This window comes from Rhodococcus sp. BP22 (assembly GCF_014281965.1).
Taxonomy (GTDB): Bacteria; Actinomycetota; Actinomycetes; order Mycobacteriales; family Mycobacteriaceae; genus Rhodococcoides.
Map to the genome: position 1 here is coordinate 135,222 of NZ_JACFTB010000001.1, position 19,368 is coordinate 154,589.

The following is a 19,368-nucleotide window of genomic DNA, read 5'->3' on the forward strand; positions in this document are numbered from 1 at the left end:
CCGGACCGATCGAGCCCCGGACGAACGAAACCTCAGCCGCTGTTACGAAGTGCGGTGGCGAGACCGTTCATCGTCAACAGAATTCCGCGTTTGACGCGTTCATCCGTATCGCCGGCGCGGAACCTGCGCAACATTTCCACCTGCATCTGATTCAGCGGTTCGAGATACGGGAACCTGTTGTGAACCGAGCGCTCCAATGCCGGGTTGTCCTCGAGCAGTCGAGTGTGACCGGTGATCCGCAGATACATACGCACCGTCTTCGCGTGCTCGACTTCGATCATGCCGAAGATCCGTCCGCGTAGCTCCCGATCCGGGACGAGCTCTGCGTAGCGCGCGGCAATACCCAAGTCCGACTTGGCCATCACCTGGGCAAGGTTGGACAACACGGTCTGGAAGAACGGCCATGTCCGATACAGATCGGTGAGAGAAGCAAATTTGCCCTCGTCCCCGCCGACCCACTCTTCTATCGCAGTCCCTGTCCCGTACCAGCCCGGAAGCATGACTCGACATTGACTCCACGACATGACCCACGGGATCGCACGCAGGTCGCCCACCGAGTTGGTCGGCTTACGGGACGCTGGACGGCTACCGATGTTCAACTCACCGACCTCCGCTACTGGCGTCGCCATCCGGAAGTACTCGACGAATCCAGGCTCGTCATGGACCAGTCGGCCGTATGCCGCACGCGCTCGCTCGGCTAGATCGTCGAGTACCGCGTAGGCAGGCTCCGCATCCTCGCCCAGACCCTCGACATCCAACAACGTCGACTCGAGCGTTCCTGCTACGAGCGACTCCAGATTCCGCCGAGCCCTGGAAGGCTCGGCATACTTGGCGGCGATGATCTCGCCCTGCTCGGTCAGTCGAAGTGAGCCCTGGACGACTCCCGGCGGCTGCGCGAGTATCGCGTCGTAGCTCGGGCCACCACCGCGGCCGATAGTGCCTCCGCGGCCATGGAAGAGCCGCAACCTGATCCCGGTCTTGCGCGAGGCCTCGAGTAGATCGAGTTCAGCTCGATACAGCGCCCAGTTGGCGGCCAGATATCCGCCGTCCTTGTTGGAGTCCGAGTAACCCAGCATCACTTCTTGGTTCATGCCTCGACCAGCGATCAACGCTCGATACACGGGAACTTCGAGAGTGGCGATCAAGGTCGCCGCACCCTGTTGAAGGTCCTCGATTGTCTCGAACAACGGCACGACGCCCACGGACGACGTCGGTTCCGACCCGTCGACTCCGGGGTCGAAGATGCCCGCCTCCTTGAGCAACAAGGCTGCCTCGAGCATGTCGCTGACGGACTCGCACATGCTGATGATGTAGTTCTGGATCGTGTCAGGACCCAGATGATCGATCGCTTCCTTGGCAGCTCGAACGATGCCCAGTTCCTTCGTCGCGAGCTCGCTGAGCTCGGCGGTCGGACCGATCAATGGGCGCCGGGTCGTCAGTTCACGAGAGAGTACTGCCACTCGGTCCGCCTCGTCGAGTGACAGGTAGTCCTGGTGTACGCCGGCCCATGCGAGAAGCTCGGCGACCACAACTTCGTGCGTTTCGGAATTCTGTCTCATGTCCAACGCTTGCAGGTGAAAGCCGAATGTCTCGACGGACTGCCGCAACTTACGAAGGCGATCATCGGCGATCAATGCGTCACCGTCTGCTCGCAAAGCACGATCGACCGTGTCCAAATCGTCGAGAACCTCCTGTGGCCGAGCGTAGGGCGCCGCCCCACGGTCGAGCGCCGATACCGGTACGGAGTCGAGGACCGCACCCGCCGTGGCCGACAGTCGTGCTCGAATACCTGCTATGGCCACTCGATACGGCTCATCGGACCGACGATCATCCGGCTCACCCGAGGTAGAAGCGAGGGTGAGCAGGTCCTCCGTGACGGCCACCAGCCTGGCAGACATCGACAGTTCCTTCTCGAGCGAGACCAATTCGTCCAAGTAGTACGCAAACGCGACGTACCCGGCTTGGTGCGTGGCGGTATATACCACCTCGGCGGTGACGTTCGGATTTCCGTCGCGATCTCCACCGATCCACGAACCAGGACGCAGGATGGGTCGTGCCAGCAGATTGCTGTCCGGCCACCGGAGCCGCAGTGCGCTCCGCACATCGGCGTTCAACGCGGGGATGACATCGAACAACGAGGATTCGAAATATCGAAGACCGACTTCGATCTCGTCTTGAATACGCAAGCGCGACAAACGAATCAGAGCTGTTTCCCACAGGGTCAGTACTTGACGTCGGATCTGGGTGTCGATGGAAGTCAATTCCTGCGCGGAACCCGAGGCCTTGGCCGTCGAGACGACCTGGCGCCGACGCATGAGGTCGGTGATGTTCGCCTGGACGTCGAATACGGTACGTCGACGGGTCTCGGTGGGATGCGCGGTGATCACCGGCGAGACCAGTGCGTCCGCCAACGCTGCAGTCACCTCCGACTGCGTGAGGCCCGCTGCATCGAGTGCAAGCCACGTTGCATCGAGACTGCTGGCCTGCGGCGGATCGTTTCTGTCGACGTGGATGGCGCGACGTCGCTCGCGGTGTAAGTCTTCCGCGAGATTTGCAAGGAGCGAGAAATGACTGAACGCTCGAATCAATGGAATCGCTTGGGCCACATCGGCGTCGGCATAAAAGCTGGCAGAATCTTCGCGCTCCACCTCGGATCGGCGAACAGCAAAAGATTCGAGCCGTGCACGTTCGACGAGATCGAACACGTCAGGGCCTTCGTGTTCGCGAATGATGTCGCCGAGGATTCCACCGAGATAGCGGATGTCCTCACGGAGGGGCTCGGTCAACTCACGGCCCTGAGTGGTCGGTGTGACGAATGCTGGTGAACCGACCGACTCGAAGGAGGATTCGCTCATTCCCCCAGTATCGCCGAGTCGAGCCGCGTGCGCAGCCCAAGACCGGATCGATACCGCAGGCAGCCGAATATCAGGAGTACTTGATCTCCAGACCGATTCCGAGAATCGCGATGAGCCACACCACTCCGGTGAAAATCGTCAAACGATCGAGGTTCTTCTCGACCACAGTCGAGCTGGACAAGCTCGACTGGACGCCGCCACCGAACAGACTGGACAGACCGCCGCCCTTGCCGCGATGCAGCAGGATCAACAAAATCAACGCCAGACTGGTGATAACCAGCAGGATATCCAGAAACAGATCCATGTCCACCTCAAAATCGATTGGATGCCTTTGGCAGCTTACCTGCCTTACGAACAGGTTCGGACACCGTGCCCGAAGAGCACGGTGTCCGAACCGTTCGAATCTGTCACGATCGCGTCTACTGCCCGACGACCGTTAATACTCTCGTGCCTGAAAACCGAGGCTCGAAGCGAAGAACTCCGGATCAGGGAAGAGGCCCACCGGCGGCGATGGCCGACAGTGTGGCAAATTCGTCCGCCTTGAGGGAAGCCCCACCGACGAGTGCTCCATCGACATCGACCTGGCCGACGATCTCGCCGACGTTCTTGGCGTTGACCGAACCCCCGTAGAGAACCCGAACCACCGCGGCAACTTCGTCGGAAGCCAGGGTCTTCAGTTCCTCACGGATCGCGCCGCACACTTCCTGAGCATCGGACGCGCTGGCCACTCGACCTGTACCGATGGCCCAGACCGGCTCGTAGGCGATGACCACCTTCGAGATGTCCTCGGCCGACAGTCCGTTCAGCGAGCCGCGCAGTTGCTTGACGTTGTACGACACGTGCTCACCGGCCTCCCGGATGTTCAAGCCCTCTCCGATGCAGACGATCGGGGTGAGCCCGTTCTTCAGAGCGGCCTTGGTCTTGGCCAACACCGTCGCGTCGTCCTCGCTGTGTAGCGTGCGACGCTCCGAGTGGCCGACGACCACGAAAGTGACACCCAGCTTCGCCAGCATCGAGCCGCTGATTTCGCCTGTGTACGCACCCGAGTCGTGCGCCGAGACGTCCTGCGCACCGAAGGTGAGCAGTAGCTTGTCACCCTCGATGAGGGTCTGCACGCTGCGGATGTCGGTGAACGGCGGGATAACCGTCACATCGACCTTGTCGAAGTACTTTGCCGGCAGCGAGAAAGCGATCTTCTGCACCAGCGAAATCGCTTCGAGGTGGTTCAGATTCATTTTCCAGTTACCTGCGATGAGCGGCTTGCGTGACACGAGTCAGACCTCCAACGCTGCGAGTCCGGGAAGGTGCTTACCCTCGAGGTACTCCAGGGACGCGCCACCCCCGGTCGAGATGTGCGAAAAACCATCGTCCGGCAATCCGAGGGCACGAACGGCTGCAGCGGAATCACCACCGCCGACGACGCTGAACGCACCGTTGGCAGTAGCCGATCCGATTGCCTCGGCCAAGCCCTTGGTCCCGGCTGCAAACTTCTCGAACTCGAACACGCCCATCGGACCGTTCCAGAACACTGTCTTGGCCGCGCGTAGGACCGCTCCGAAGCGTTCCACCGACTCAGGTCCGATATCGAGCCCCATCCAGCCGTCCGGAATCTCGTAGGACTGAACGATCTTCGATTCGGCAGAAGCAGAGAACGAATCGGCGACGACGACATCCTTGGGAAGATGGATGACGTCTCCGAATCGCTCGAGCAGGTCCTTGCAGGTCTCGATCATGTCCTCCTGCAGAAGCGAGGTGCCTACCGAAACACCCTGAGCAGCGAGGAATGTGAAGCACATGCCGCCGCCGATCACCAAAGTGTCGACCTTCGGAGCAAGCGCCTCGATAACCGCGAGCTTGTCCGTCACCTTCGAACCACCCAGGACCACTGCGTACGGGCGTTTCGGAGTCTCGGTCAGTGTCTTCAAGACCTCGACCTCGGTGGCCACCAGATTTCCCGCGTACGACGGCAAGAGTGCGGCAACATCGAAAACCGAAGCCTGCTTGCGATGAACCACCCCGAACCCGTCGGATACGAAAGCGCCCTCGCCATCGGTCAATGCGACCAGTTCGGCAGCCAAGCTCGCGCGCTCGGCGTCGTCCTTGCTGGTTTCACGCGGGTCGAAGCGGATGTTCTCCAGCAGGAGTACATCGCCATCCGTCAGACCCTCGGCACGTGCCTGCGCATCCTGGCCGACGACGTCACCTGCGAGTTGAACATGGCGCCCGAGCAACTCACCCAGCTTCGCCGCGACCGGAGCCAGCGAGTACTTCGCCTCCGGCTTGCCCTCGGGTCGGCCGAGGTGAGCTGTGATGATCAGCTTCGCGTCGGCGTCGAGCAGCGCTTTCAGCGTGGGCAGCGACGCAACGATCCGACCGGGATCGGTGATGACACCGTTCTCGATCGGAACGTTGAAGTCGGCGCGCACGAGCACTGCGCGGCCGGACACGCCGGCCGATAGCAGATCCTGCAGTGTCTTGACGGCCATGTTGATCAGAGAGACTTTCCGACGAGTCCGATGAGGTCGACGAGGCGGTTGGAGTAGCCCCACTCATTGTCGTACCAGGAGACGATCTTGACCTGGTCGTCGATGACCTTCGTCAGCGGTGCGTCGAAGATGCTCGAGTGCGGGTCGGTGACGATGTCCGAGGAGACGATCGGGTCGGTGTTGTACTTCAGGATGCCCTTGAGCGGTCCCTCTGCTGCAACACGCATAGCCTCGTTGATCTCCTCGACGCTCGCCTTCTTGGCGAGGTGAGCGGTGAGGTCGGTGACCGAGCCGGTTGGGATCGGAACCCGGAGTGCGTAGCCGTCGAGCTTGCCGAGCAGCTGCGGGAGAACCAGGCCGATGGCCTTCGCTGCGCCGGTACCCGTCGGAACGACGTTCAGAGCGGCCGCGCGTGCACGACGGGGGTCCGAATGCGGGCCGTCCTGCAGGTTCTGATCCTGTGTGTACGCGTGGATGGTCGTCATGAGGCCCTTGACGATGCCGAAGTTGTCGTCGAGGACCTTCGCGATGGGGCCGAGGCAGTTGGTGGTGCACGACGCGTTGGAGATGATGTTCTGGCTGCCGTCGTACTTGTCGTCGTTGACGCCCATGACGATCGTGATGTCCTCACCCTTGGCGGGAGCGGAGATGATGACCTTCTTCGCGCCTGCGTCGAGGTGTCCCTTTGCCTTGGCAGCGTCGGTGAAGATACCGGTGGACTCCACGACCACGTCGACACCCAGATCGCCCCATGGGAGCGCCGAAGGTCCTTCGCGCAGCGACAGAACCTTGATTTTCTGGTTCCCGACAACGATCGTGTCGTCACCCTCGAGGCTCACCTCGTGGGGCAGGCGCCCAAGGATGGAGTCGTACTTCAGGAGGTGAGCGAGGCTCGCGTTGTCCGTGAGGTCATTGACGGCGACGATCTCGATATCGGTTGTGCCCAAAGCCTTCTGCGCATCTACCGCCCTGAAGAAGTTACGTCCGATACGGCCGAAACCGTTAACGCCTACCCGGATCGTCACTGTTCGCTCCTAAGTTGTTGAATCGATGTCGTTGCACCGATGTTGTCGAACGATGTTGTCGAACGATGTCTTCGAACCGGTGCTGTTGTACCGGTTCTTCGTGGTTTGCGCATGCGAACTTCCGCACGCGCAGATTCCACCCTAGTGTGCGGGCACCGCTTGCGCGCGCTACACCCGACACCCGAGTGTTCAGGCCTCGTCGAGTAATTCTGCTGTGACGGCCGACTCGGTGTCCGGAATACCGGTGTCCTTGGCTTTACGGTCCGCCATCGACAACAGTCGACGGATTCGTCCGGCGACGGCGTCCTTCGTCATCGGCGGATCGGCGAGCTGACCGAGTTCTTCCAGCGACGCCTGGCGATGCTGTACGCGGAGAGCACCTGCGTCTGCCAGATGGTCCGGCACCTCGTCCCCGAGAATGTTCAAGGCTCGCTCCACCCGCGCCGCAGCTGCGACGGCAGCTCGAGCCGATCTCCGGAGGTTGGCGTCATCGAAGTTCGCGAGGCGGTTTGCGGTGGCCCGCACTTCCCTGCGCATCCGACGCTCTTCCCACACCAACCGGGTGTCCTGAGCGCCCATTCGGGTCAAGAGTGCGCCGATCGCTTCACCATCACGAACGACGACCCGGTCGGTACCCCGAACTTCGCGTGCCTTTGCTGCGACACCGAGGCGCCTGGCAGCGCCGACCAAGGCCAACGCCGCTTCGGGTCCTGGGCAACTGATCTCGAGCGCGGATGAGCGGCCCGGCTCGGTAAGTGACCCATGGGCGAGGAACGCACCCCGCCAGGCAGCTTCTGCATCGCCGATCGTTCCGCCGACGACCTGAGCTGGGAGACCTCTGACGGGACGGCCCCGCATATCGAGCAGTCCAGTTTGTCTGGCCAACGCCTCGCCGTCCTTGGCAACCCGGACGACGTAGCGCGAGGTCTTACGCAGCCCGCCGGCACTCAGGACATGGACGTCGGACGAGTAACCGTAGAGTTCGAAAATTTCGCGTCGCAGACGCCGAGCGATCGATCCAAGATCGACCTCCGCTTCCACGACGACTCTTCCTGCAACGATGTGAAGCCCACCGGCGAATCGCAGCAGGGCCGATACTTCGGCTCGCCTGCAGCTCACCTGGGTAATCGCGAGCCTGCTCAGCTCGTCCTTCACCTCCGCTGTCATGGCCACGAAGTGTTCCCCTCTCTGCGTGCGGAACCCATCGGTGCCTCGTCCCGCGACGAGACGATGTTACCGAGGGCAGCAGCCAACTTGCCGAAATGATGCGCGTGAGTTCCTGATTCGGCTACGTCTACGTACACGACGTCGGCCCCGAGCCTTGCGGCAGCTCGAGCTACGTGGTCGCGTTCCGCGCCGTCCGGGACGAAGGCCGAATCCACCACGACGTAGTCCACGGAGAAATCAGGTGCGTGTTGGGAGAGTACGTGCAGATGACGCTCGGCAGAGAATCCTGTGGTCTCGCCGAGCTCCGGTGCCAGGTTCAGAATCAGAACCTTCTGTGCTGCTGTCGTCTCCAGCGCCGTCAGCAGATCCGGGACCAAAACATGGGGAATGACACTCGAGAACCACGACCCCGGCCCGAGTACGACAAGGTCGGCCGCCTCGATTGCCGCTATCGCCTTGGGCGTCGCCGGCGGACCGGGTGGCGTCAGCCGCACCCTTCTCACTTTGCCTGGGGTGGTGGCGACAGCGACCTGACCACGAATGACTCTGCTCACACGCGGATCGTCCTCGAGACCTGACACGTCGGCTTCGATGTCGAGCGGCACCAGTGCCATCGGCACCACTTGTCCCTCGATGCCGAGCAGCGATCCGATCTCTTCCAATGCCGACAACGGATCACCGAGAACCTCGGTGAGCCCGGCAAGGATCAAGTTCCCGACCGAGTGTCCCGCCAGCGCGCCGGAACCACCGAACCTGTGCTGGAGGACCTCCGCCCATCGCTGAGTTCGCGGATCCTCGGCAGCCAGAGCGGTGAGCGCCATGCGTAGATCCCCTGGCGGCAGTACGCCGAGTTCGGCACGAAGTCGACCGGAGGATCCGCCGTCATCGGCCACGGTGACCACCGCGGTCACATCCGACGCCAGTCTGCGTGCGGCACTGAGCGTCGCGTACAAGCCATGTCCCCCACCGAGAGCCACGATCTTCAGCGAAGACCCGACAGCGCCTCCGTCTTTCGCACTCATTCGCGGCCCGCATCGCGATGCTGAACCCGCACCGACAGATCATCGTGCCGATCCAGAAGTATCGCCAAAGCCTCCGACATCGCCACGCTTCGATGTTTGCCGCCCGTGCAACCCACCGCCACCGTCATGTACTGCTTACCCTCTCGCCGATAACCGTTCACCGTCAGCTGCAACAGGTGATGGAACGTCTGCAGATAGTCCTGCGCGCCGTCCTGACTCAGGACATACTCGCTCACCGCGGGGTTACGACCGGTGTGCTCGCGTAGTTCTGGAATCCAATGCGGGTTGGGGAGGAACCGTACGTCGCAGACCACATCAGCATCCATGGGTAGTCCGTACTTGAACCCGAACGACTGCACGGTCACACCGATCAGATCTGCGTCGACACCGCTGAAAGCCGTCTCGATCTTCCGCCGCAGTTGATGCACGGACAGTGAAGTGGTGTCGATGGTGACGTCGGCGGCAGCTTTCACCTGCGCCAACCGAATCCTCTCCGCCGCGATGCCCTCGGTGAGGGTGCCGTCCTGACCGTCGTTCTGCAGCGGATGACTGCGACGATTCGATTCGAATCGTTGAATCAGGGCGGCATCGGTGGCGTCGAGGAACAGCACACGATTTCGGACGCCCTTGGAATCGAGTTCTCGCACCACCCAGTCGAGGTCGCCCGTGAACAATCGACTTCGAACATCCATCACCAACGCAAGACGGTCGATTCGCGGTTCCGACTCGAGACCGAGATCGACCATCTGCGATATCAGCTCGGGTGGAAGATTGTCGGCGACGTACCAACCGAGATCTTCGAGAACTTTTGCGGCAGTCCGAAGCCCTGCGCCGGACAACCCGGTGACGAGCGCCACTTCGATGCCGTCACCTCGGCCGACCAGCCTGTCCGGCTGGTCGGTGGCATGCTGGATATTGGGTTCGCTCACGTCATGCCTGCCCTGTCGAAGTTGCTTCCTGACGACTGCGTTCGCCCCCATCGAACGTGCCGCCACCGGGGACATCATCCCCCACCTCGACGCCGGGCGCGCCGGAAGCCGTTTCACCGCTGAGTGCCGTGAGCACAGCTTTGGCTGTCATCTCACCGATACCGGGCACCTCGATGATGTCGGCAACGGTCGCTTCTTTGAGTTTCGCGACCGAACCGAAGTGCCCCACGAGTGCGTTTCGCCGACTCTCCCCCAGTCCTTTGACCGAGTCGAGAGCTGATGCGGTCATGCGTCTGGATCGCTTACTGCGATGGAAAGTGATCGCGAACCGGTGCGCCTCGTCTCGCACGCGTTGCAGCAAATACAGAGATTCGCTGGTACGCGGCAGAATGACCGGGTCCACCTCGCCCGGCACCCACACTTCTTCGAGTCGCTTCGCCAAGCCGACGACAGCCACGTCGGTGATACCGAGCTCATCGAGAACCTCGGCCGCTGCTGCTACCTGGGGTGCGCCGCCGTCGACAACGAAAAGATTGGGAGGGTACGCAAACCGCCGCGGCCGCCCGGTCTGCGGGTCGAGCGCCGCCTCGGGCGCGAGATCTCCACCGGAACCAGCTCCGCTCGCATCGGAGCTGTGACGTAGGAACCTACGGCGCGTCACCTCCGCGATACTCGCCACGTCGTCGGAATGCCCATCTCCGGCCGCTTCCTTGATGGAATAGTGCCGATAGTCGCTCTTGCGTGGAAGCCCGTCCTCGAACACCACCAACGACGCGACGACATCGGTCCCTTGCACGTGGGAGATATCGATGCACTCGATACGAAGCGGTGCCGAATCCAGATCCAGTGCCTCCTGAATTCCTTGCAAGGCGGCAGATCGGGAGGTGAAATCGCCTGCACGCTTGAGTTTGTGTTGCTGCAGCGCTTCCTTTGCGTTGCGCTCCACCGTCTCGGCAAGGGCCTTCTTGTCCCCACGTTGGGGTACTCGAAGCGTCACATTGGATCCGCGAAGCGAGCTGAGCCACAGCTGCACTTCGGCTGCGTTGGCGGGTAACACGGGTACGAGAACCTCACGCGGAACCGCGTTGGCACTGCCGTCGTCGTTCTGGCTGTCCCGGTTGCCCGGCACGTGTGACGACAGCGCTGCCTGCTCACCGTAGAACTGGGTGAGAAACTGCTCGACCAATGCCGGTAGGTCGGATTGATCGGCGGCCTGCTGCTCGATCACCTCGCCTGCCTTCTCGACGACCCAGCCTCGCTGGCCTCGCACACGCCCGCCGCGAACGTGAAATACCTGCACCGCGGCCTCGAGTGCATCGGTGGCGAAGGCGACGAGATCGGCATCGGTGCCGTCACCGAGCACGACCGCCTGCTTCTCGAGCGCGCGACGCAGTGCGCCGACGTCGTCGCGCAGTCGTGCAGCGGTTTCGAAGTCCAGATCATCCGACGCCGTCTGCATCTGCTTCTCGATCTGACGAACCAGTCTGTCGGTCTTACCGGAGAGAAAGTCGCAGAAGTCTTCGACGATCGTGCGATGCTCGTCCGCCGATACACGACCCACGCACGGCGCCGAGCACTTGTCGATGTACCCGAGCAGGCAAGGTCGACCGATCTGCTTGTGCCTCTTGAACACTCCGGCTGAACAGGTACGTGCTGGAAATACCCGCAACAGCAGATCGAGGGTTTCCCGGATGGCCCAGGCATGGGCGTACGGACCGAAATACCGCACACCCTTGCGCCGTGGTCCCCGGTAGACGAACAGGCGTGGATACTCTTCGTTCATCGTGACCGCGAGCATCGGATAGCTCTTGTCGTCGCGATAGCGAACATTGAAGCGAGGATCGAATTCTTTGATCCAGTTGTATTCGAGCTGGAGTGCTTCGACCTCGGTCGTCACGACGGTCCACTCGACCGAGGCCGCAGTGGTCACCATCTGTCGGGTGCGGGGATGAAGAGAGGCGACGTCGGCGAAATACGAGTTCAGGCGACTGCGGAGGCTTTTTGCTTTTCCGACATAGATGACGCGTCCATGCGGATCACGAAATTTGTACACACCGGGCTCGACCGGAATAGTTCCGGTTGCAGGGCGGTACGTAGCTGGATCGGACACGTATCCCAGGCTAGTCGCAGCTACCGACGAACCAGGCCCAGCGCTGCTCGCTCACTCTTCCGTCACCCTGTCAGCGCCCGTGTACTTTGCTTCGAGCGAACGGAATGCCCGCACAGCGTCGACGGCGTGGCCTCGGTCGTTGGACTGAATTGCCATCACCGGGATGAACTCGTCGTCGGGGATGTCCACTCGAGCCCACATCGCGCCGTCGGGAAAAGACAGCCCGCGCACCAAATCCCATTCGATCAAGCGCTCGGACAAAATGTTGCGAACGGCGACGCCTTCTCTACCGACCCGCACGCGCGGTCGTGTCATTAACAATGCGATCCCGGCGAGCAGGACACCGATTCCGGCGAGTGCAAGCTGATCGGCCGTGCGAAAGTAGACCCCGGTTGGAGACACGCGCAGAAGAATCGCCACGGTGGTGTGCGACACCAGCAGCACGACCGCCGCTGCTATCGCGAACCGGGCAGACTTGATCGAACGAACCTCGAGTTCCCAACGAGCTTCGTCGGTCATCGGAACGCCTCGTCGGTCCACGGCTGACGTAGGTGCTTGAGTGTCAGCGCGGTGTCGACAGCAGCGGCTACCGCTTGCGCACCCTTGTCCTCTTTCGATTCCGGGAGACCGGCCCGATCGAGTGCCTGTGCTTCATCGTTCGTGGTGAGCACTCCGTTGGTGACAGGCGTGCTCTCGTCGAGCGAAACCCTGGTCAGACCGGCGGTGACAGCGTCGCAGACGTACTCGAAATGCGGAGTACCGCCACGGATGACCACCCCGAGTGCGACCACTGCGTCATGCGATTTGGCCAACGCCTGAGCAACTACCGGAAGTTCGATGGCACCGGCGACACGCACCACGGTGACATCGGTGATACCGACCTCTTCGGCCTTCCTCTTGGCACCTGCCAGCAGCGCCTCGGAAATCGTCTTGTGCCACTGGCCCGCAACGATAGCCAGCTTCAGGTCCTCTGCACCGGACAGCTGCAGTTCGGGTTCGCCGCCGCCGCTCATCGATTTGTCCCTGCTTCGTACTCGTCCAAACCGACGAGGTCGTGTCCCATGCGGTCTCGTTTGGTGCGAAGGTATGTCAGATTCTCGGCATTCGCGCGGAGCGGCATGGGAACCCGCTCTGTCACGTGGAGTCCGTACCCGTCCAACCCGACTCGCTTCGCCGGATTGTTGGTGAGCAACCGCATGGACGAGATTCCGAGGTCCACGAGAATTTGGGCACCGATCCCGTAGTCCCTGGAATCTGCTGGAAGCCCCAACTGCAGGTTTGCGTCGACGGTGTCCGAACCTGCGTCCTGCAGCTGGTAGGCCTGCAGCTTGTGCAGCAAACCGATGCCGCGACCCTCGTGACCGCGCATGTAGAGCACGACACCCCGACCCTCTGCGGCAATCATGTCCATCGCAGCATCGAGCTGGGGTCCACAATCGCATCGAAGCGATCCGAACACGTCGCCGGTGAGGCACTCCGAGTGAACGCGAACGAGAACGTCGCTTCCGTCGCCGTCCGGGCCTGCGATATCGCCCATAACGAGCGCAACGTGCTCGACCTCGTCGTACACGCTCTGGTAGCCGACGGCACGGAACGTCCCGTGTCTGGTCGGGATGCGTGCATCGGCGACGCGGACCACGTGCTTCTCGTGCTTACGACGCCACGCGATGAGGTCGGCGATAGAGATCAGAGCCAGGTTGTGTTCGTCTGCAAAGACCCGCAGTTCGTCGGTTTGGGCCATCGCTCCCTCGTCCTTCTGGCTGACGATTTCGCAGATGACGCCCGCAGGCCGCAGATCGGCCATGCGTGCGAGGTCGACGGCGGCTTCGGTGTGTCCGGGGCGACGTAGAACGCCGCCCTCCTTCGCACGGAGCGGTACGACGTGACCAGGGCGTGTGAAGTCGTTGGCACCTGTGTCCGGGTCTGCTAACAACCGCATGGTTGCTGCACGATCGGATGCGGAGATTCCGGTGCCGATGCCCTCGCGCGCATCGACGGTCACAGTGTAGGCAGTGCCGTGTTTGTCCTGGTTGGTGGCGAACATCGGCGGCAGCCCGAGCCGATCACAGTCCTCACCGGCCAGCGGCACACACAGATATCCGGAGGTGTACCGCACCATGAACGCGACGAGTTCGGGCGTCGCCTTCTCGGCGGCGAAGATGAGATCGCCTTCGTTCTCGCGATCCTCGTCATCGACTACCACAACTGCTTTGCCCGCGGCGATGTCAGCGACCGCACGCTCGATACTGTCGAACCTTGTCACGTCCTGCGCTCCATACTTGTCATACCCCACCATGCATCCGAGGGTGCGGGTGCACCTTCGAGCGTACTTTCTAGGCGCCTACGGTCTGCAGCCGCTCCACATACTTGGCGATGACGTCCACTTCCAGATTGACAGGGGCGCCGACCTCAGCACTTCCCAACGTCGTCAAGTCGAGAGTGGTCGGGATCAACGAGATCTCGAACCAGTGCTCGCCGCTTTCGTACTTGCCGAGCGCCGACACGGTCAACGACACGCCGTCGACTGTGATCGAGCCCTTTTCCACGACGTAACGAGCGACCGACGTAGGCATCGATACGCGCACCACGGTCCAGTTCTCCGACGGCGAACGATGAACGACCGTTCCGGTCCCATCGACGTGCCCCTGTACCAGGTGCCCGCCGAGGCGCTTGCCCATCGCCATGGCACGTTCCAGGTTGACTCGGCTGCCCACCTCGAGCCGCTGCAACGACGACCTGTCGAGTGTCTCCTGCATGACATCAGCGGTGAATGCGCCTTCAGCCAGCACATCCACGACGGTCAGGCATACCCCGTTCACTGCGATGGAGTCGCCGTGACCTGCGTCCGAGGTCACGATCGGCCCCTTGACCGTGAAGCGGGCTGAGTCGACAAGGTCTTCCCTGCCGATGATCTCGCCGAGTTCCTCGACGATTCCGGTGAACACTTCGTACTCACTCCTGTCCGGTCGATCTCTATGTCGTTCCGCTACTACAGCGGACGATGCGTGCATATGCGGTTCAGGCGTGTCGGTTCGGAACGGCGCTGAGAAAGATGTCAGCTCCGATCGGCTGCACACTCTCGATAGAAAACCTCAAGGCGTCGGTGATTGTTCCGACACCTGCATTCTCCACCGCCGCCGCGCCGGATCCCAGCACGAGAGGAGCGATATAGGCCACGATCCTGTCGACCAGCCCCGCCGCCAGAAACGCGCCGGCCAGAGTCGGTCCACCTTCGATCAGTACATCGGTGTGCTCGGCCAGCGCATGCATTACCTCGGCCGGCTCGCGGCTCCGCACGAACACCGTCGGAGCGTCGGAGCTTCGGACCTGCGCTGTCGGGGATATCTCCCGGAGTCCCACGACGACTCGTGTGGGCTGATGTGGCGAGTCGCTGCCGTCGGGCAACCGAGCGGTCAGTCTCGGATCATCGGCTACTACCGTGCCGGTACCGACGACGATGGCGTCGAGTGTGGACCGTTGCTCGTGGACGTGGGCACGCGCTGCCGGCCCCGTGATCCACTGACTGGAGCCGTCGGCCGCAGCACTTCGGCCGTCCAGACTTGCGGCGTACTTCAAGGTCACATGTGGACGGCCGGTCCGCTGCTTGTGCAACCACGCACGCAGTGGCCCCTTGGCCACGGTCTCGGCACCTGTTCCGGACTCTACGAGCACGCCTGCTTCGATCAACGTCTGGGCGCCGCCCTGTGCCAACGGAGTGGGATCGGCAACGGCGAACACCACTTTGGCGATGCCGGCTTCGATGAGTGCCCTCGAGCACGGACCAGTTCTGCCAGTGTGATTGCACGGCTCCAACGTGACCACCGCAGTGCCCCCGCGCGCCTTCTCGCCTGCTTCCCGCAACGCCACGACCTCGGCATGTGGACCACCCGGAGGTTGGGTCGACCCCATGCCGACGACCAAGCCGTCGACATCGAGAATGATCGCACCCACTGGTGGATTCGGGCTCGTTCGGCCTCTGGCTGCGTCGGCTTGGCCGACGGCCATACGCATCGCCTCGTCGATGGAGATGGAACCGCCACCAGCCATCCGGGCGACACTCATCCGTTCGACAGGTGTTTCGAGGCCCGGGCTGCTTGCGCACGTAGGCCACGGACCGCGCCTGCTGGATCCGAGGTGCCATAGACCGCCGAACCTGCCACGAAGCAGTCGATCCCGGCCGCCGCGGCCTGCTCGATCGTGTCGACGTTGATCCCTCCGTCGATTTCGACGATCAGCTTCAGCTCACCCGAATCGACGAGCGATCGGACGATACCGGCCTTGCTCAGCACCTCGGGCATGAACGACTGCCCACCGAATCCAGGCTCCACGCTCATGACGAGAAGCGTGTCGAACGAACGAAGGATCTCGAGGTACGGCTCGATGGGTGTACCGGGCTTGACGGCCAGGCCGGCTTTCCCACCCGCCGCACGAATGTCTTTGGCCACCGCGACCGGGTGGTCGGTTGCCTCGGCATGGAACGTGACGTTGTACGCGCCCGCCTCGGCGTACGACGGTGCCCAGCGAGCCGGATCCTCGATCATCAGGTGGCAGTCCAACGGAATGTCGGTGGCCTTCAACAACGACTGAACCACCGGCAGCCCCAATGTCAGATTGGGTACGAAATGGGCGTCCATGACATCGACGTGCAACCAGTCGGAGCCCTCGACTGCATCGGCTTCTTCACCCAAACGAGCAAAGTCGGCGGAAAGGATGGACGGTGCGATCATCGGAGCTGCCACACCACTGATCCTAGTCGGTATCGTCGTACTGCTTTCTCGCAGTCGGGGTTGCCTTGTCGCGCCACGCGGCGACGATCATCTCCCGCAGTTCGTCGCGGTCCAGAAGATCGAGATCGACGATGATGTAGCCGTACCCGTCATAGTGCGGGGTTGTATAGAACGCCGGACTCCCGCCGGAGAGAAGCGCTTGTTTCTCGTCCAGGCGGCACACCAGAAGCAGCCCACCTTCCGCCTCGGTGCGCAGCCTGGCGAACAGCTTTCCAGCAACCTTCAAGGCAGGAGTTCCGTACGACGTCGACAGCGCTACTTTCGGCAGCGTCTCTGCGAATTCGACAACGCTCGTCCACGTGGTAGCGCCGTCTTCGGCGCGACCACCACCAGTACCGATGCGCATGGTTCGTAAGTCTCCTCCGCTGATCCCAGCGGCGCTTGGACGAATGCGCACCGAACAGATCCGCCGAGTCAGAGAGGTTTACGCAGCGCGGCCATGAACATCGCGTCGGTACCGTGCCGGTGTGGCCAAAGCTGCACCGAGGGACCGTCGCCGATCAGAGGAACATCCGGAAGCAACTCCCGCGTGTCCAGTTGCTCGACGTTATGGCGTCGCACAGCATCGGCGACGACAGCGGTCGTTTCCGACAGATGCGGCGAACATGTGGAGTAGACGACGACGCCGCCCGGCCGCACGAGTGAGATCGCCGAAGCGAGAAGCTCCCTCTGCAGAGTGACCAGCGCCGCAACGTCCTTGGGTGAGCGACGCCACCGTGCTTCCGGACGGCGACGCAGCGCGCCGAGTCCGGTGCAGGGGGCATCGACGAGAACACGATCGAATCCGGGGTCGAGGCCGGATTCTCGGCCGTCGACGATGTGGACGGTGACAGGGAGTGATGCGGTGGTCTTTCGGACCAGTTCGGCGCGATGAGGAGTCGGTTCCACTGCGTCGACCCGTGCACCGTCGATTTCGGCGAGTGCACCGAGTAGCGCGGCCTTGCCTCCCGGCCCAGCGCACAGGTCGAGCCATCGACCGCCGTCCGGACCTTCGAGCGGCGCCAGCGTCAGCGCCCTGGCAACAAGCTGACTACCTTCGTCCTGGACTCCTGCCAGACCCTCGCGAACTGCGTCGAGCTTGCCTGGATCCCCGCCGTCGAGGTGCACCGCGTACGGCGAATAGGGACCTTCTTCACCACCGGTGACGAGAGCGAGCTCCTCCGCCGAGATTTCACCCGGACGCGCGACGAGATGCACGGCAGGACGCGCGTCGTCTGCGGCCAGAACGTCCGCGAGTTCACCGGCGTCGGCTCCGAGCGCATCGGCGAATGCTTGGGCGATCCACTTGGGATGTGCGTATTCGAATGCCAAGTGTCCGACAGGATCCTGTTCTGCGGATGGACTCAGCTCCTCCACCCATTGCGCCTCGGTCTTCTCCGAAACTCGTCGCAGCACAGCATTGACGAAGCCGGCTTTGCCGCTGCCGAACTCCGCTCGCGCGAAATCGACGGACGTGGCTACTGCAGCGTGCGGTGCAACTCTGGTGCGGAGTAGTTGATACGCCCCGAGCCGCAGAATGTCGAGCAATCCCCCGTCGATATCGGCGATGGACCGGCCCGAGCCACTCTCGATGACGGCGTCGAGCAGCCCGCGGGCACGGGACGCTCCGTAGGCGAGTTCGGTTGCCAGGGCTGCGTCTCGAGTATCGAGTTTGCGCTCGCGTAGCAGGCCAGGCAGGACCAAGTTTGCATAGGCATCGCGCTCTCGAACAGCTTTGAGAACGTCACGAGCCGCCAGACGGGCAGCGTCGATCGCACCGGCAGCGGCCGGGCCGTTTCCCCGAGGTGGCCGGTTGGTGCCCGTGCCGCGCGATGTCCCCTGCGGTCGTCGGGACGCGCCTTTGGTGCCGGACGACTCCGTAGATGTCGGCCGACGCTTCCCTGGACGGCCACCGTGTTCGTTTCGGCCGCCTCCCGCGTTGCCGCGACTGGACTTGTCTTCCGAACTCATTGCGCCACTGCCGTTTCCGTAAGCCGGGCTCCACGAGCCCAGTCGAGTGCCTTCATCGGCTTCTTGCCCTGCGGCACTATGTCACCGAGGACGACGGCCGTGCTTGCCGTACCTACGTACACACCGTCCTTTCGTACAACGATGTGCCCAGGTTCCATTCTCTCGGTCGATACGGTCACCGGGAGGACCTTCATACGAATATCGCCAACCGTCGTCCATGCGCCGGGGTTGGGCGTGACTGCACGAATCTGGCGGTCGACTGCTGCTGCAGAACGTGTCCAGTCGATGCGCGCAGCATCGACGGTCACCTTCTTGGCGTACGAGACGCCATCCACGCTTTGTGGGAGCGCGGACGCCTCCCCCGCATCGATGGCATCCAAGGTGGCTTCCAACAACTCGGCCCCGCTGATCGCCAGCCTGGAGAGCAGGTCGCCAGCAGTGTCCGAAGGCCGAACGACTTCGGTTACGACACCGAGTATCGGCCCCGTGTCCATGCCTTCCTCGAGCAGGAAGGTCGATGCACCTGTCACGTCGTCACCGGCGGCGATAGCTGCCTGCACGGGTGCGGCGCCACGCCAGGCAGGTAACAGTGAGAAATGAAGGTTGATCCAACCGAACCGGGGAATGTTCAACACCGGCCGAGGCAGTAAGGCGCCATAGGCCACGACGGGGCAGACGTCGGGCTCCAATGCCGCCAATGCGTCGAGAAACTCAGGATCAGAGGGGTTCGTAGGCGTCAGGACAGGGATGCCGTGTGAGTCGGCCAGCACACCGATCGGCGAGCGAACCTGCTTGCGTCCACGGCCCGCCGCTGCATCGGGTCGGGTGACTACCGCTATCACCTCGTGCTTGTCCGAAGCGATCAGACGTTCCAGCGAAGGAACCGCCGGTTCAGGCGTCCCTGCAAACACAACACGCACCAGTGGGCTCCCACGAATAGGCAATACGACTCTTACGACGAACTCCCTATTCTAGGGACCATCTGCTCACTTCCCGACAAACCGCCGCTCCTGCGCCGGTCGGTCTTGCATCGTTAT

The 19,368-nt window shown here is 62.5% G+C and carries 18 protein-coding genes; all 18 read right to left on the reverse strand.

The features are described 5' to 3' along the window. Positions 1 to 32 precede the first annotated feature (32 nt). A complete protein-coding gene (gene ppc, locus H2510_RS00585) occupies positions 33 to 2,855 on the reverse strand; it encodes a phosphoenolpyruvate carboxylase (RefSeq protein ID WP_186626484.1) in 2,823 nt (940 codons plus the stop codon). Positions 2,856 to 2,925: 70 nt separating this feature from the next. Continuing rightward, positions 2,926 to 3,159 carry a preprotein translocase subunit SecG gene (gene secG / locus H2510_RS00590; protein WP_084348831.1) on the reverse strand — a complete coding sequence of 78 codons (234 nt, stop codon included), beginning with the start codon at positions 3,157 to 3,159 and terminating at the stop codon, positions 2,926 to 2,928. Between the two features lie 181 nt (positions 3,160 to 3,340). Next, on the reverse strand, positions 3,341 to 4,126 hold the full coding sequence (tpiA, locus tag H2510_RS00595; RefSeq protein ID WP_186626485.1) for a triose-phosphate isomerase: 786 nt from the start codon (positions 4,124 to 4,126) through the stop codon (positions 3,341 to 3,343). Between the two features lie 3 nt (positions 4,127 to 4,129). Beyond that, entirely contained in the window at positions 4,130 to 5,341 is a 1,212-nt protein-coding gene (locus H2510_RS00600) for a phosphoglycerate kinase (RefSeq protein ID WP_186626486.1), read from the reverse strand. A gap of 5 nt (positions 5,342 to 5,346) precedes the next feature. Further along, positions 5,347 to 6,366: a type I glyceraldehyde-3-phosphate dehydrogenase gene (gene gap, locus H2510_RS00605; RefSeq protein WP_088943157.1), complete on the reverse strand. Its 1,020-nt coding sequence runs from the start codon at positions 6,364 to 6,366 to the stop codon at positions 5,347 to 5,349. Between the two features lie 189 nt (positions 6,367 to 6,555). Next, on the reverse strand, positions 6,556 to 7,539 hold the full coding sequence (gene whiA / locus H2510_RS00610; protein ID WP_084348827.1) for a DNA-binding protein WhiA: 984 nt from the start codon (positions 7,537 to 7,539) through the stop codon (positions 6,556 to 6,558). After that, on the reverse strand, positions 7,530 to 8,555 hold the full coding sequence (yvcK, locus tag H2510_RS00615; RefSeq protein WP_186626487.1) for a uridine diphosphate-N-acetylglucosamine-binding protein YvcK: 1,026 nt from the start codon (positions 8,553 to 8,555) through the stop codon (positions 7,530 to 7,532). The genes whiA and yvcK overlap by 10 nt, the downstream gene beginning before the upstream one ends. Continuing rightward, entirely contained in the window at positions 8,552 to 9,535 is a 984-nt protein-coding gene (rapZ, locus tag H2510_RS00620; RefSeq protein WP_186627051.1) for an RNase adapter RapZ, read from the reverse strand. The genes yvcK and rapZ overlap by 4 nt, the downstream gene beginning before the upstream one ends. Further along, positions 9,486 to 11,594: an excinuclease ABC subunit UvrC gene (uvrC, locus tag H2510_RS00625; RefSeq protein ID WP_186626488.1), complete on the reverse strand. Its 2,109-nt coding sequence runs from the start codon at positions 11,592 to 11,594 to the stop codon at positions 9,486 to 9,488. Before uvrC ends, rapZ begins: the two co-directional genes overlap by 50 nt. Positions 11,595 to 11,645: 51 nt before the next feature. Further along, a complete protein-coding gene (locus H2510_RS00630) occupies positions 11,646 to 12,113 on the reverse strand; it encodes a PH domain-containing protein (RefSeq protein ID WP_186626489.1) in 468 nt (155 codons plus the stop codon). After that, on the reverse strand, positions 12,110 to 12,607 hold the full coding sequence (gene ribH, locus H2510_RS00635; RefSeq protein WP_186626490.1) for a 6,7-dimethyl-8-ribityllumazine synthase: 498 nt from the start codon (positions 12,605 to 12,607) through the stop codon (positions 12,110 to 12,112). The genes H2510_RS00630 and ribH overlap by 4 nt, the downstream gene beginning before the upstream one ends. Further along, positions 12,604 to 13,857, reverse strand: coding sequence for a bifunctional 3,4-dihydroxy-2-butanone-4-phosphate synthase/GTP cyclohydrolase II (locus H2510_RS00640; protein WP_084348997.1), 1,254 nt, complete (start codon positions 13,855 to 13,857; stop codon positions 12,604 to 12,606). The genes ribH and H2510_RS00640 overlap by 4 nt, the downstream gene beginning before the upstream one ends. Positions 13,858 to 13,927: 70 nt before the next feature. Next, positions 13,928 to 14,539, reverse strand: coding sequence for a riboflavin synthase (locus H2510_RS00645; protein WP_186626491.1), 612 nt, complete (start codon positions 14,537 to 14,539; stop codon positions 13,928 to 13,930). 73 nt (positions 14,540 to 14,612) lie between these two features. Continuing rightward, positions 14,613 to 15,656, reverse strand: a complete 1,044-nt coding sequence (gene ribD / locus H2510_RS00650) for a bifunctional diaminohydroxyphosphoribosylaminopyrimidine deaminase/5-amino-6-(5-phosphoribosylamino)uracil reductase RibD (RefSeq protein WP_397517302.1) — start codon at positions 15,654 to 15,656, stop codon at positions 14,613 to 14,615. After that, positions 15,653 to 16,333, reverse strand: coding sequence for a ribulose-phosphate 3-epimerase (gene rpe, locus H2510_RS00655; protein WP_186626492.1), 681 nt, complete (start codon positions 16,331 to 16,333; stop codon positions 15,653 to 15,655). Before rpe ends, ribD begins: the two co-directional genes overlap by 4 nt. A 10-nt stretch (positions 16,334 to 16,343) precedes the next feature. Further along, positions 16,344 to 16,727 (reverse strand): MmcQ/YjbR family DNA-binding protein, encoded by a 384-nt coding sequence (locus H2510_RS00660; protein ID WP_186626493.1) that lies wholly within the window; start codon positions 16,725 to 16,727, stop codon positions 16,344 to 16,346. Positions 16,728 to 16,795: 68 nt separating this feature from the next. Beyond that, positions 16,796 to 18,331: an RsmB/NOP family class I SAM-dependent RNA methyltransferase gene (locus tag H2510_RS00665; protein ID WP_186626494.1), complete on the reverse strand. Its 1,536-nt coding sequence runs from the start codon at positions 18,329 to 18,331 to the stop codon at positions 16,796 to 16,798. Further along, a complete protein-coding gene (gene fmt / locus H2510_RS00670; protein WP_186626495.1) occupies positions 18,328 to 19,251 on the reverse strand; it encodes a methionyl-tRNA formyltransferase in 924 nt (307 codons plus the stop codon). Before fmt ends, H2510_RS00665 begins: the two co-directional genes overlap by 4 nt. Positions 19,252 to 19,368: the final 117 nt, after the last annotated feature.

Bases quoted from the DNA above. Each gene is read 5' to 3' on its own strand.
- ppc (WP_186626484.1), bottom strand. From the start codon at position 2,855: ATGAGCGAATCCTCCTTCGAGTCGGTCGGTTCACCAGCATTCGTCACA.
- secG (WP_084348831.1), bottom strand. From the start codon at position 3,159: ATGGATCTGTTTCTGGATATCCTGCTGGTTATCACCAGTCTGGCGTTG.
- H2510_RS00600 (WP_186626486.1), bottom strand. From the start codon at position 5,341: ATGGCCGTCAAGACACTGCAGGATCTGCTATCGGCCGGCGTGTCCGGC.
- yvcK (WP_186626487.1), bottom strand. From the start codon at position 8,555: ATGAGTGCGAAAGACGGAGGCGCTGTCGGGTCTTCGCTGAAGATCGTG.
- rapZ (WP_186627051.1), bottom strand. From the start codon at position 9,535: ATGGGGGCGAACGCAGTCGTCAGGAAGCAACTTCGACAGGGCAGGCAT.
- H2510_RS00630 (WP_186626489.1), bottom strand. From the start codon at position 12,113: ATGACCGACGAAGCTCGTTGGGAACTCGAGGTTCGTTCGATCAAGTCT.
- ribH (WP_186626490.1), bottom strand. From the start codon at position 12,607: ATGAGCGGCGGCGGCGAACCCGAACTGCAGCTGTCCGGTGCAGAGGAC.
- ribD (WP_397517302.1), bottom strand. From the start codon at position 15,656: ATGAGTGTCGCCCGGATGGCTGGTGGCGGTTCCATCTCCATCGACGAG.
- H2510_RS00660 (WP_186626493.1), bottom strand. From the start codon at position 16,727: ATGCGCATCGGTACTGGTGGTGGTCGCGCCGAAGACGGCGCTACCACG.
- H2510_RS00665 (WP_186626494.1), bottom strand. From the start codon at position 18,331: ATGAGTTCGGAAGACAAGTCCAGTCGCGGCAACGCGGGAGGCGGCCGA.